Annotated in this window: 11 protein-coding genes; 2 read left to right on the top strand and 9 right to left on the bottom strand. The window is 69.0% G+C overall.

Features of this window, described 5'->3' with window-relative positions; genetic code table 11:
• Positions 1-172: 172 nt before the first annotated feature.
• From C6N31_RS27575 to C6N31_RS27560, 4 genes are all read right to left on the bottom strand, one after another.
• Complete coding sequence (locus C6N31_RS27575) at positions 173-1,165, bottom strand: ABC transporter substrate-binding protein (RefSeq protein ID WP_138351828.1); 993 nt, start codon at positions 1,163-1,165, stop codon at positions 173-175.
• A gap of 22 nt (positions 1,166-1,187) precedes the next feature.
• Positions 1,188-3,212, bottom strand: a complete 2,025-nt coding sequence (locus C6N31_RS27570; RefSeq protein WP_138351829.1) for an ABC transporter permease — start codon at positions 3,210-3,212, stop codon at positions 1,188-1,190.
• Positions 3,212-4,306, bottom strand: a complete 1,095-nt coding sequence (locus C6N31_RS27565; RefSeq protein WP_198358495.1) for a quaternary amine ABC transporter ATP-binding protein — start codon at positions 4,304-4,306, stop codon at positions 3,212-3,214. Before C6N31_RS27565 ends, C6N31_RS27570 begins: the two co-directional genes overlap by 1 nt.
• Before the next feature lie 66 nt (positions 4,307-4,372).
• Complete coding sequence (locus C6N31_RS27560) at positions 4,373-5,854, bottom strand: aldehyde dehydrogenase family protein (protein ID WP_198358494.1); 1,482 nt, start codon at positions 5,852-5,854, stop codon at positions 4,373-4,375.
• A 196-nt stretch (positions 5,855-6,050) separates the two neighbouring features.
• Here C6N31_RS27560 and purU point away from each other — a divergent pair, with 196 nt between their 5' ends.
• Positions 6,051-6,923 carry a formyltetrahydrofolate deformylase gene (gene purU, locus C6N31_RS27555; RefSeq protein WP_198358493.1) on the top strand — a complete coding sequence of 291 codons (873 nt, stop codon included), beginning with the start codon at positions 6,051-6,053 and terminating at the stop codon, positions 6,921-6,923.
• Positions 6,924-6,975: 52 nt separating this feature from the next.
• Here the strand turns inward: purU and C6N31_RS27550 are convergent, their stop codons facing one another.
• Complete coding sequence (locus C6N31_RS27550) at positions 6,976-7,797, bottom strand: methylenetetrahydrofolate reductase (protein WP_138351833.1); 822 nt, start codon at positions 7,795-7,797, stop codon at positions 6,976-6,978.
• Positions 7,794-9,452, bottom strand: coding sequence for a choline dehydrogenase (gene betA, locus C6N31_RS27545; RefSeq protein WP_138351834.1), 1,659 nt, complete (start codon positions 9,450-9,452; stop codon positions 7,794-7,796). Before betA ends, C6N31_RS27550 begins: the two co-directional genes overlap by 4 nt.
• Positions 9,453-9,603: 151 nt before the next feature.
• Between betA and C6N31_RS27540 the strand changes: the two genes are divergently transcribed.
• A complete protein-coding gene (locus C6N31_RS27540) occupies positions 9,604-10,401 on the top strand; it encodes an IclR family transcriptional regulator (protein ID WP_138351835.1) in 798 nt (265 codons plus the stop codon).
• Here C6N31_RS27540 and C6N31_RS27535 read toward each other — a convergent pair.
• The 3 genes from C6N31_RS27535 to C6N31_RS27525 form a co-directional block, all read right to left on the bottom strand.
• Positions 10,389-11,525 (bottom strand): aromatic ring-hydroxylating oxygenase subunit alpha, encoded by a 1,137-nt coding sequence (locus tag C6N31_RS27535; protein WP_138351836.1) that lies wholly within the window; start codon positions 11,523-11,525, stop codon positions 10,389-10,391. The two genes, C6N31_RS27540 and C6N31_RS27535, sit on opposite strands and share 13 nt — an antisense overlap.
• 91 nt (positions 11,526-11,616) lie before the next feature.
• Positions 11,617-12,828, bottom strand: a complete 1,212-nt coding sequence (locus tag C6N31_RS27530) for an NAD(P)/FAD-dependent oxidoreductase (RefSeq protein ID WP_138351837.1) — start codon at positions 12,826-12,828, stop codon at positions 11,617-11,619.
• Complete coding sequence (locus C6N31_RS27525; RefSeq protein ID WP_138351838.1) at positions 12,825-13,187, bottom strand: bifunctional 3-phenylpropionate/cinnamic acid dioxygenase ferredoxin subunit; 363 nt, start codon at positions 13,185-13,187, stop codon at positions 12,825-12,827. Before C6N31_RS27525 ends, C6N31_RS27530 begins: the two co-directional genes overlap by 4 nt.
• Positions 13,188-13,326 lie beyond the last annotated feature (139 nt).

Raw genomic sequence — 13,326 nt, 5'->3', positions numbered from 1 at the left:
CTCCGGGAGGTGTCAAGGGGGCAAACGACAGTGCCCGGAGGGCTGTCGGAACAGCTCTCCGGGCACTGCGGTGTGCTCTCGCCGACGTGCGTCACGCCGGTGGTCAGGTGGGGCTCCCCCGGACGTCGTCCGGGAGGTCGCCGACGGAACGTTTCTCCCGCCACCCGACAGGTCACTTCAGCCAGGCGGCCACCTTGTCGCCATTGGCCTCGACCCACTTCTTCGCAGCCGCCTCGTCCGACATCTTGTCGACGGCGATGTACTTCGCGACGAGGTTCTGATCGTCATTGGTCCACGAGAAACTCTTGACCAGGCTGTAGGCCGGACTGCCCGACGCGGCGAACTTGGTACTGACGATCTTGTCCAGGTCGTACACGGGATAGTCGCAGGCGACCGCCGCCGCGACGGCGTCGCAGCCCTCCTTGTACGGGGGCAGGTCGACCTTGACCAGCGGCACCTCGGAGAGGAACCACTGCGGCTCGTAGAAGTAGCCGAGGATCCACTCCTGCTTCTTCTCGGCCTGCCGGAAGGCCTGGATGAGCGCGGTCTCGCTGCCCGCGTACACCACCTTGAAGTTCAGGTTCAGATTCTTCACCAGCGCCGCGTCGTTGGTGACGTACGACGGGTCGCCGTCCAGCAGTTGGCCCTGGCTGCCCGACTCCGAGGTCTTGAACTGCGACGCGTACTTGTTGAGGTTCTTGTAACTGGTGATGTCCGGGTACTTCTTCGCCAGCCACGGCGGTACGTACCAGCCGATGACCCCGTTGTTGCCGGTCGGGCCGGCCGCCACGGCGGTCTTCTGATCGGTGATGTACTTCTTCTTCAGGTCGTCATGGCCCCAGTTCTCCAGGACCGCGTCGACCTCACCGGTCCCGAAGCCCTGCCACGCGACCTCCTCCTTGAGGTCCTTCTTCTTGACCGTACAGCCGAGTTTGTGCTCCGCGACGTAGGCGACGACCGCCGCGTCCGCCTCGTAGCCGACCCACGGGTTGACGGCGAGATTGAAGGTGCCGCACTTACCGCCGGAGCTGCTGCCCGCGGCGGAGGGGGTGTCACCGACCTTGGCACCGCCGCAGGCGGTGAGGGCGAGACCCAGTACGGTCAGTCCGGCCGCGCCGGCGCGCCATCTCGCGGGACGGGTACCCGCGACGAGGTGTATTGCCATGTGTCGTGCTCCTTTTGACTGCCTAGTGCCGACGGCCGTTCACCGCCGTGGTACGGCGCGCCGCCGCCTGTGTGATCCCGTCGAACATGACGCCGAGCAACACGATGGCGAGTCCCGCCGCCAGCCCCTTGCCGTACAGCTCTCCTTGCGAGAAACCGGCTACGACGTCGTAGCCGAGGGCGCCCGCACCGACCAGGCCGCCCACTACAACCATCGACAGCACGTAGATCAGGCCCTGGTTGACAGCGAGAGCCAGGGCGCTGCGTGACATCGGCAGTTGGACTTTGGTGATGATCTGCCAGGTATTGGACCCGGCAGCCGCGGCCGCCTCGACGGTGGTCTCCGGCACGGCCCGCACCCCGTCCGCGATGATCTTCATCGTGACGGGCGCCGCATAGACGACCGCGGCGACGATCGCGGTGAACCGGGTCGCCCCGAACAGCGCGAGGAACGGCACCAGATAGACGAACGGCGGCATGACCTGCGCCGCATCCAGAGTGGGCCGGATGAGCCGGTCGGCCATAGGGCTGCGCCCCATCCAGACGCCCACCACGACCCCGAGGGCCATCACCAGCACCGTCGCCACGGCGGTCGACGCCAGCGTCGTCATGCTGTCCGACCACATGCCGGTGCCGACGAGCAGGGCCACGCACACCCCGGCCGTCACTCCGGCCCGCCGGCCGCCCAGCACGGCTCCGACGGCGACCAGGACGGCGCCGACCAGCCACCACGGGGAGTCGGTCAGCAGCGACTGAAAGGGGTTGAGCAGACCGTTGGTGACGGCGTCACGCAGGGCGTTCGTCATGCCGGAGAGGTGGTCCTGCGCCCAGGTGGTCACGGTGTCCGCCGCACTGGCGATGGTGCTGCCGGTACTGCCCTCGCCGGGGAACTCCGCCGCCCACACGTAGGTGTGCGACAGATACACCAGGACCGCGGCCACCACGCCGCCCGCCACCAGCAGATGCCGGCGCCACTTCACGAACGGGCCGCCCAGGCGACCGGGAGCCCGGCCCCTCCCCTCTGCTGAGGGGACCCCGGTCGCGCTGCGCTCGCTCGCCGCCGTCGTAACGCGGTCGAGGACGATGGCCATGACGACGATGGCGAGACCAGCGTTGAACGCTGTGCCGACGTCCAGCGACTGCAACGCCTTGACCACGGTCTTGCCGAGCCCGGGTGCGTCGATCAGCGCGGCGATGGTGACCATGGCCAGGGCGGCCATGATGGTCTGGTTGATGCCCATCACCACGGTCCGCTTGGACATCGGCAGGAGCACCTTGGTGAGCGTCTGGCGCCGCGTCGAGCCCAGCGAATAGGCCGCCTCGACCGTCGTCGCCGGCACGGACCGAATGGCGTGCGCGGTGATACGGATCGCGGGAGGCGCCGCGTAGATCAGCGTGGCGATCGTGGCGGAGGCCGGCCCGATGAGGAAGAACAGCGTGAGCGGGGCGAGATAGACGAAGGTCGGCATCGTCTGCATGAAGTCCAGGAACGGCGTCATGATCCGGTTGGCCCGGTCGGACATCCCGGCCCACACGCCGAGCGGGATGCCGATGAGGAGCGAGACGAAGACCGCCGAGAGCGTCAGGGCCAGGGTGTCCATGCTCTCCTGCCACAGGCCTTGCAGCCCGAAGAAGGTGAAGCCGGCCATGGCGAGCAGCGCGACCCGCACGTTGCCCAGGGCCCAGGAGAGGTAGCCGACGATGCCGACGACACCGAGCCACCCGATCTGCGGGACTCCGCGGCCGCTCGAGGGCTGGGAGATCAGCGACTGGATGAAGGTCACCAGGTTGTCGATGACCAGCCGGATCTCGTTGAAGAAGTAGAGGAAGAGCGGATTGCTGTTGCGGTCGGCGCCGATCGAGTCGTTGACGTCGTTGAACCAGCGGTGCAGACCGGTCAGGTCGGCCGCCGCCAGCGCGAGCGTCTGGTGGCCGCGGAACACGGCGAAGATCAGCAGCCAGAGGGCCAGTATCCCGGCGACGACGAACCGGCGCGGGATGGCGCGGATCGCCCCCAGTCGCGTGGGCACCTGGGCGACGACGGCCATCACGCGCCGCCTTCCACGCCCGCGATCACCGCGAGGATCTCCTCGTCGCCGACGACACCCAGCAGCTTGCCGTTCTCGACGACCTTGACCGGCTTCACCGCGTCGAACACCGCCCTGGTGGCGTCCCGCACCACCACGTCCGGGCCGAACTCGGGTCCGCCGAGATCGTCGTCCGGCCCCGCCGGGCGCATGATCCAGCGCAGCGTCAGGACATCGGCACGCGGCACGTCCTTCACGAAGTCGCGGACGTAGTCGTCGGCGGGAGCGCCGACCAGTTCGTCGCCCGTACCGCACTGGACCGTCTTGCCGTCGCGCATGATCAGGATGCGGTCGCCCAGCTTGAGCGCCTCGGACAGGTCGTGGGTGACGAAGACCATGGTCTTGCCGACCTCGTGGTGCAGCCGGATGACCTCGTTCTGCATGTCCCGCCGGATCATCGGGTCCAGCGCCGAGAACGGCTCGTCGAAGAGCAGCACATCCGGATCGCCGGCCAGCGCCCGCGCGAGGCCGACACGCTGCTGCATACCGCCGGAGAGCTGGTCGGGGTAGGAGTTCTCGTAGCCGGACAGGCCCACCAGCTCGACGACCTCCAGCGCGCGCTTGGTGCGCTGCGCCTTGCCCATGCCGCGGATCTCCAGGCCGTACGCGACGTTGTCCACCACGCACCGGTGCGGCAGCAGCCCGAAGTGTTGGAAGACCATGGAGAACTTGTGCCGGCGAAGCTCCCGCAGGCGCTTGGGGTCGGCGTCGCGGATGTCCTCGCCCTCGAAGACGACCTGGCCGGCGGTTGGTTCGATCAGCCGGGTCAGACATCGCACCAGGGTGGACTTGCCCGAGCCGGACAGGCCCATGACCACGAAGACCTCGCCGGGCGACACGTCGAAGCTCACGTCCCGCACCGCCGCCGTGCATCCCGCACGGTCCATGAGCTCACGGCGCGACAGGCCGCACAACTCCTCGGACTGCGGCACCTTTTCGGCCTTCGGCCCGAACACCTTCCACAGCCCGCGCACGGAGATGACCGGGGTCCGGTCCTGATCCGGGTCCTGGGACCTGTCGCGCCGCCGCGACACCTCGGTCTGTGCTGGGATCACTGTCGACCTCTCTCCATGCTTCAGGTGTTCGGCCTTCCGGGCTTCAGGTCTCCGGCCCGGTGCGCTTCAGCTGCGGAACCAGCGCTGCGGCCGCGGTTGGATGTTCTGCCAGATGTGCTTGGGCTCGCGGTACTCGTCCAGGCCGGCAGGTCCCAGCTCCCGGCCCACGCCCGACTGCCCGAACCCACCCCACTCCGCCTGCGGCACATAGGGGTGGTAATCGTTGATCCATACGGTGCCGTGGCGCAGCCGGCGGGCGACTCGCTGCGCCTTGCCCGCGTCCTGTGTCCAGACGGCACCGGCCAGTCCGAAATCCGTGTCGTTGGCGATGCGTACGGCTTCGTCCTCGGCGTTCTCGCCGCCGCTGAAGCGTTCGACGGTCAGCACCGGGCCGAAGGACTCCTCGTGCACCACGCGCATGTCCTGGGTGCACTCGTCGAGAACGGTCGGCGGGTAGTAGAAGCCGTCCGCGAGCGCGGGGTCGTCCGGGCGGGCGCCGCCGCAGCGCAGGACGGCGCCTTCGGCGATGCCGGCGGCGACATAGGCCTCGACCTTGTCGCGGTGGGCGGCGGAGATCAGCGCGCCGGTCTCGGCCGCGGCGTCGAAGGGTCCGCCGAGGCGGATCTGCCGCGCGCGGCGTACGACCTCGTCGACGAAGGCGTCGTGCAGCGAGTCCTCGACGATCAGCCGGGCGCCGGCCGAGCAGACCTGGCCCGAATGCAGGAAGACGGCCGTGAGCGCGAAGTCCACGGCCGTCTCGAAGTCGGCATCGCCGAAGATGACGTTGGGGTTCTTGCCGCCCAGCTCCAGCGCGACCTTCTTCACCGTCGCGGCGGCCGTGGCCATGATCCGCTTTCCGGTCTCCAGCCCGCCGGTGAAGGACACCATGTCCACATCCGGGTGCTCGGACAGCGGCGCCCCTACCTCCGGCCCGGTGCCCAGGACGAGGTTGGCGGCCCCCGCGGGGAGCCCGGCCTCCTCCAGCGCCCGCATGAGCAGGATCGAGGTGGACGGGGTCAGCTCACTGGGCTTCAGGACAAAGGTGTTGCCCGCGGCGAGGGCCGGCGCAACCTTCCAGGAGGCCTGAAGAAGAGGGTAGTTCCAGGGGGTGATCAGGCCGCAGACACCGATCGGCTCGTGGACGACCCGGCTGATGGCGTCGTCGCGGCCCGTGTCGATGACCCGGCCCGCGCTGGTGCCCGCGACCCCGCCGTAGTAACGGAAACAGGAGACGACATCCGCGATGTCGTACTCGCTCTCCACGAGCCGCTTGCCCGTGTCGAGCGATTCGGCCCTGGCGAATTCCTTCGCGTCCCGTTCCAGGATGTCCGCCACGCGAAGGAGCAGCGCCCCGCGCTCGCGCTCCGGCGTGCCCGGCCACGGTCCCGCGTCGAAGGCACGGCGTGCTGCGAGGATCGCGGCCTCGGTGTCGGCCCGCATCCCCTCGCCCACGCTCGCGACGAGCGTGCCGTCGGCTGGGCAGCGAATCTCCCGGCGGCCGCCCGCAACCGGGTCGCGCCACTCACCGTCCAGATACAGGTCCGCCACGCGATGAGCCCTTCAGACGAATCCGTTGCGCATAGCGCATCGAATTGCTTGTGGTGGAACACCCTGGCCGAACGGGTGGCGCGCGTCAAGGGGTTGATACCTGCGGGCTTCACCTCTTGACCGCAGGCCTTACGGGACTGGACCATGTTGCGCATCACTCACTCTGTTGCTCATTACGCACCAGCGGAGGTCGCATATGTCCCCTCGCCCACAACCCGGCCACGAGTACGTCCTCACCCTCGCGTGCCCGGACCGGGCCGGCATCGTCCACGCGGTGAGCGGCTTCCTCGTACGCAACTCCGGCAACATCCTGCAGAGCCAGCAGTTCGACGAGCGGCTCAAGGGCCGGTACTTCATGAGGGTCCACTTCGACATCTCCGATCCGGACACAGGTCTGGAAACTCTGCGTTCCCGATTCGGCCCGGTCGCCGAGGCGTACGGGATCAGGTGGACGCTGCGGGACGCGGCCACCCCGACGCGCACGCTGATCATGGTGTCCAAGTTCGGGCACTGCCTCAACGACCTGCTCTTCCGGCAGCGGACCGGCGCGCTCAACATCGAGATCCCGGCGATCGTCTCCAATCACCGGGAGTTCGAAGCACTCGCGGACACCTACGACGTGCCGTTCCTGCACGTGCCGGTGACGCGGGAGACCAAGGCCGAGGCGGAGGCGCGGCTGCTGGAGCTGGTGCGTGAGCTGGACATCGAGCTGGTGGTGCTGGCCCGCTACATGCAGGTCCTCTCCGATGATCTGTGCAAGCAGCTGGAGGGGCGGGCGATCAACATCCACCACTCCTTCCTGCCGAGCTTCAAGGGCGCACGTCCCTACAACCAGGCGTACGACCGCGGGGTCAAGCTGGTCGGGGCGACCGCGCACTACGTCACCCCGGAGCTGGACGAAGGGCAGATCATCGAGCAGGACGTGGTCCGGGTCGACCACTCGCTCGACCCGGAGGAGCTGGTGACCGTGGGCCGCGATGTCGAGGCGCAGGTACTCGCGCACGCGGTGAAATGGCACAGCGAGAACCGCGTCATGATCGATGGAAACCGCACGGTGGTCTTCCGCTGACGCCACGTCGTGCGAGCGCGCCGGCACCCTCGCAGAGGTGGTGCGGAACGCATCAGTTGTCGGCGCGCTCGAGCATCGCGCGGCGCCAGCGCTCGGTCTCGGCGATCTGGTTGAACGTGAAGACGTGCAGCCCCGCCACCACCGCCGAGGGCGCCGTCAGCGCGGGCGCGGTGCGCGTGAGGAACCGCTCCGGCGAATAGCCGCCGGGCGCGGAGAGGCGGACGAACCACGAGGCGTGCCGGGTCAGGAAGCGCGTCGACTCACCGACGCCGATCTTGGTGGCCATGGCGAGCAGCTTCGTCCGCTCCACGGGCCCCGCCACCCCCACATGCACGGGCAGGGCCACGCCGCGGCGCCGGATGCGCCCGACCCACTCCCCCAGGACCTGCGGGTCGAAGCACAGGTTGCTGACGATGTACGTGGCGTGGACGCGCTTCTCCCACATGGCCTGAATGGTGATGTCGTCGTCGATCAGGGGATGCCGCTCGGGATAGCCGGTGATGCCGACATGGCGGAAGGGGCTGCCCAGCTCGCTCAACTGCCGCAGCACGGGCAAGGCCCCTTCGTACGCACCCGCCGAGGGGTTCGCGTCGCCGGCCGGCACGAAGACGTCCTCGACGCCGGAGGCCCGGAGCCGGTCGGCGATCTCCGCGACGTGCGCACCGTCGCGCAGGAGGCGCGCGGGCACATGCGGGACGACGCGGTAGCCATGGCCCGCGAGCCGGACGGTGAGGTCCAGGGTGGGGTCGAGGCCCTTGACCGGCGACGCGGTGACGGTGATCACCACGTCGCGCGGGACATGGGCGAGGACCTGGTCCTCGGTGGGGCCGGCCGGCAGGACCTCGTAGCGGACCCGCTGCAGAAGCGTCCTCACCGCGGGTCGCGGTGGCGGTAGTACGCCGACTTGGAGGGCGGCAGGGGGTCCTTGCCGAGGATGAGGTCGGCGGCCCGTTCGGCGATCATCATCGTGGGGGCGTAGATGTTGCCGTTGGTGACGTAGGGCATGACGGACGCGTCCACGACGCGCAGGCCCTGCACGCCGTGCACCCGCAGGCTGTCCGGGTCCACGACCGCCATCGCATCGGTCCCCATCTTGCAGGTGCAGGACGGATGCAGGGCCGTCTCGCCCTCCTTGGCGACCCAGTCCAGGATCTCCTCGTCCGTCGCGACCGACGGCCCGGGCGAGACCTCCCCGGCGTTGTACGGCTCCATGGCGGGCTGGTTGAGCAGCTTGCGGGCCACCCGGATCGCCTCGACCCACTCCCGCCGGTCCTGCTCGGTCGACAGGTAGTTGAAGCGGAGCGCCGGATGCTCGCGCGGATCCCTGCTCTTGATCTTCACCGAGCCGATGGCGTCGGAGTACATGGGCCCGACGTGCACCTGGTAGCCGTGCCCGCCCGCAGGCGAGGAACCGTCGTACCGGACCGCGATCGGCAGGAAGTGGAACATCAGGTTGGGGTAGTCGACGTCCTCGTTGCTGCGGGCGAAGCCTCCGGCCTCGAAGTGGTTGGTGGCGGCCGGACCCTTGCGGAACAGCCACTGCAGGCCGATGAAGGGATAGCGCCACTTCTTCATGTACGGCTGCATGGAGACCGGCTGCTTGCAGGCGTACTGCACGTAGACCTCAAGGTGGTCCTGCATGTTCTCGCCGACGCCCGGCAGATCGTGGACGACCTCGATGCCCAGATCCTGCAGCTCCTCCGCCTTGCCGACACCGGAGAGCTGCAGCAGCTGGGGTGAGTTGATGGCACCGCCACAGAGGATGACCTCGCCGGCCCGTACCCGCTGCGGCTTGCCGCGACCGCGCTGGTACTCCACGCCGACCGCGCGCTTGCCCTCGAAGAGGACGCGGGTGACGAGCGCCCGGGTCCTGACGGTGAGATTGGGCCGCTTCATGACGGGGTGCAGATAGGCCTTGGAGGCCGACAGCCGACGCCCGCGGTGGACGTTGCGGTCGAAGGCGGCGAAGCCCTCCTGGCGGTAGCCGTTGACGTCGTCCGTGAGCGGGTAGCCGGCTTCCTGGACGGACGCGAGGAACGCGGGAAAGAGCGGGCTGGACGCGGGTCCGCGTTCGAGGACGAGCGGGCCGTCGTGGCCACGGAACTCATCGTCCTGGTCGGCGGCAAGGCAGTTCTCCATGCGCTGGAAGTAGGGCAGGCAGTGGGAGTAGTCCCACTTCTCCATCCCCGGGTCCGCGGCCCAGCGCTCGTAGTCCAGCGGATTGCCGCGCTGGAAGATCATGCCGTTGATGCTGCTGGAGCCGCCGAGGACCTTGCCGCGTGCGTGGTAGACGCGGCGGCCGCCCATGTGGGGCTCGGGCTCGGACTCGTACTTCCAGTCGTAGAAGCGGCTGCCGATGGGGAACGTGAGGGCGGCGGGCATCTGGATGAAGATGTCCCACGGGTAGTCGGAGCGGCCGGCTTCGAGCACCAGCACGCGGTTGGCCGGTTCGGCGGAGAGCCGGTTGGCCAGCGCGCTGCCGGCCGAGCCGCCGCCGACGATGACGAAGTCGTACTGCAAGGGAGCCATGGCTGTCTCGTCTCGCTCGCGCCGTCGATACGCGAGGCATGCTAGTACGAGTAGCGCCATACGCACCAGGTTGCGTGCCACGCAACTTGGAGAGCCATCGCCTCCCTTTCACTTCCCCCGGCCTGTTGTTTACCGCGCGTATAGTTCCGCTATGAGCAACTTCAGCGCAGATAACGAAACTGCCGGGTCGCAGACCGGCGGCGTCCAGTCCGTCGACCGCGCGATCAGCGTCCTGGAGATCCTGGCTCAGCGCGGCGAGGCCGGGGTGAGCGAAGTGGCCACGGAGATCGACGTGCACAAGTCGACCGCTTTCCGGCTGCTGGGCGCCCTGGAAGCGCGCGGTTTGGTGGAGCAGGCCGCCGAGCGCGGCAAGTACCGGCTCGGCTTCGGGATCGTCCGGCTGGCCGGCGCCGTCACCGGACGGATCGACATCACCCAGCAGGGACGCCCGGTCTGCGAACGGCTGGCCGAGGAGCTCGAGGAGACCGTCAACATCGCGGTCATGGAGAAGCAGTTCGCGATCAACCTCTTCCAGGTGCGCGGCCCGGCCGCCGTCAGCGCGCACAACTGGGTCGGCCAGCTGACCCCGCTGCACGCCACGTCCAGCGGCAAGATCCTGCTGGCCCACCTGCCCGCCAGGGAGCGCGCCGAGCTGATCATGGACGCGGGCCTGGAGAAGCTCACCCCGCACACCCTGACCTCGAAGACGAAGCTGGAGAAGAACCTCGCCGAGGCCAGGGAGCGCGGTTACGCCTGGACCCTGGAGGAGCTGGAGGTCGGCCTGCACGCCATGGCCGCGCCCGTCCGCTCCCGCGACGGCGAGGTCATCGCGGCGGTCACCGTGTCCGGGCCGTCCTACCGCTTCACCGAGGAGCGGATGCACGAGCTGGCACCGACACTGATCAGGGGAGCGGCGGAGATCAGCCACCGGATGGGCTACCTCGGCTGAGGAGCCGTCCCCAGCCGCTCCTGGACCCACTCGTGGAAGGCGCCGATGTGGTGCTCGCTGGGGACCAGGACGCCACCCTTGGCGTACAGGCGGGAGCTCATGGCGGGCTGGCAGCGCTCGCAGGCGTCGAAGTCCTGCCGGTTGACGCGGTCGAAGAGCTCGACGGAGCGGCTGACGTCCCTGCCGCTGTCCACGACGTCCTTGAGGTAGAGCCAGTCGCACTCGACGATCGTGCGGTCGGCGGCGACCGGGTACATCCGGTGGAAGATGACATGGTCCGGCACGAGGTTGATGAAGACCTGCGGCTGGACGGTGATCGCGTAGTAGCGGCGGTCCTGGTCGGGGGACACACCGGGTATCCGGTCCAGGCCCTCGGTGCCGTCGACCGTGAAACCCTGGATGTCCGAACCGAACTCGGCGCCGTGGCCGACGTAGTACTGGGCGGCGTAGCCGTCGGCGAACTCCGGTAGCACCTCGGTGAGTTCGGGATGGATCGTCGCGCAGTGGTAGCACTCCATGAAGTTCTCGATGATGAGCTTCCAGTTCGCCTTGACGTCGTAGACGATCCGCTTGCCGACCGCGAGGTTGTCGATGTCGTAGTGCTCGATCGGCTCCACATCGCCCAGCCGCTCCACGACCGCGCCGATGACCTGCTCCTCGAAGCTGGGCGGCTCCTCGGCCAGGCAGACCCACACATAGCCGAGCCATTCGCGTACGTGCACACCCACCAGGCCGTACTCGGTACGGCCGACGTCCGGCATCTTGGTGAGGTTGGGAGCGGCGATCAGCTTGCCGGTGAGGTCGTACGTCCAGGCGTGGTAGGGACACTGGAAGGCCCGGCTGACCTCGCCGGACTCCTCGGTGCGGAGCTTGGCACCGCGGTGCCGGCACACGTTGAAGAAGGCGCGGATCGCGTTGTCGCGGGAGCGGGCGACGAGGATGCTCTCGCGGCCCACCTCGACCGTCCGGAAGGCGCCGGGCCTGGCGAGTTCCGAGGCGCGCGCGACGCAGAACCACATCGTCTCGAAGATCCGTTCCTGCTCCTGGGCGAAGACCTCCGGATCGGTGTAGCAGGAGCCGGGGAGGGTGGCGATCAGGCTGTCCGGCAGGCTGGTCGATGTCACGTGGGCACTCCCTGGGGACGTTGTGTGATGTGCAACCTGACGTGGATGGCGCAACTTCTTGCGGGCAGAATGTGGCGCGCGGCCCCCGCTGTCAAGCCCCGGCGGCAGCCAGTTGCTTGCGCCAGCGGGTGAACAGCCGAGGCTGGTCCATCCCGAGCACCGCGACCGGAGCCCCGGCACGGCGGTAGACCGCGAGGAAGCTGCGGTCGTCCGCCGCTCCTTCCTCGACCGTGACACTGTCCGCCGCGGCCGCATGGCCCGTGAACTGGATCCGTACGCCGTACTGGTCCGACCAGAAGTACGGCGGCCTGACGGGTCCCGGCTCCCCGGCGCCACCGGACAGCAGGGTGGTGACGGCGACGGCGGGGCGTTCCTTGGCGCCGGTCCAGTGCTCGACGCGGCGGTGGATTCCGGCGGCGGGGTCGTACCAGTTGGCGCAGTCGCCGACCGCGACGACGGCGGTGAGGTTGGTGCGGCCGTCCGCACCGCACTTGACGCCGTTCTCCAGCTCGATGCCGGAGCTCTCCAGCCATTCCACATTCGGCCGGGCGCCCACCCCGACGACGACGATGTCGGCGGGCAGCCGGCGGCCGTCCTCCAGGAGGACCGCTGTCACCCTCCCCCGGCCGTCGGCCGTCGGGACTCCCGCCTCTCCTCGCTCGCCGCCGCTGAACCCCTTGACCCCGACGCCGCACAACAGCCGTACACCGTGGTCGGCGTGGAGCGATGACACGACACCGCCCATCGTCTCGCCGAGCGGTCGGGCCAGCGGAGTCGGCGCCACCACGACGACCGTCACGTCCAGCCCGAGGGCGTACGCCGTCGAGGCGACCTCGGCACCGATGAAGCCGCCGCCGATGACGACCAGGCGCCCGCCACGGGCCAGGTCGTCCCGCAGCGCACGGGCGTCGTCCAGGGTGCGCAGCGTGTGGACGCCGGCCAGCTTCCGCCCGCCCGCACGGGCCGGCAGTGTGCGGGCAGCGGCGCCGGTGGCGATGACGATGCCGTCGGCGCGGACGGCTGTGTCACCGGCGAGGCGTATCCGGCGCTCGGTACGGTCGAAGCCGGTGGCACGGGCGCCGAGCAGCCATTCGGCGGCCAGGTCCTCGCCGTCCGCTTCCAGGGCGAGGTCGGCCTCGGCGACGGCCCCGGTGAGGAACTCCTTGGACAGCGGGGGCCGGTCGTAGGGCCGGTGGGGTTCGTCGCCGATGATGACCAGCCGCCCGTCGTACCCCTGCCTGCGCAGGGAGCGGGCGGCCGACAGACCGGCGAGCGAGGCACCCACCACGGCCACGCTTCTCACGCGGAGCCTTGCGCGAGCCGGGCCCCGACGCAGGGCGGGAGGTTGGGCGCGGCCGGGGACAGCTCGACGTAGATCATGCCGTCCTCGACCAGGACCTGGTGTGTTCGGACGGGACGCTTGGCCGGCGATGTGTCGACCGCGCCGGTGCGCAGGTCGAACTTCGACGCGTGCAGCGGACATTCGACCTCGCACCCTTCCAGCCAGCCGTCAGCGAGTGAGGCGTCCTGGTGGGTGCATGTGTCGTCGATGGCGAAGACCTCTCCGTCGTCGGTGTGGAACACCGAGACAGGCGGGTCGATTTCGAGCCGGTAGGCCTCGCCTCGCGGCAGATCCGCGAGCCGGCACACGGGAATCTTCATGACACCTCGGTGCGTATAACGAAACTGATTGCGGGAAGCGCAACAACAGTTTGGAGGCGCCCCCAGCCGCTGTCAAGAGACACGAAAACCGCCCCACAGCATGGGGCGGTTGACGTACGAACGGGCAGCTCAGGGGCGG

The sequence above is a fragment of the Streptomyces fildesensis genome (assembly GCF_016107395.1).
In the GTDB taxonomy this organism is placed as follows: Bacteria; Actinomycetota; Actinomycetes; order Streptomycetales; family Streptomycetaceae; genus Actinacidiphila; species Actinacidiphila fildesensis.
The sequence above is the reverse complement of the archived record's forward strand: the minus strand, read 5'-3'. Positions and strand labels throughout refer to the sequence as shown.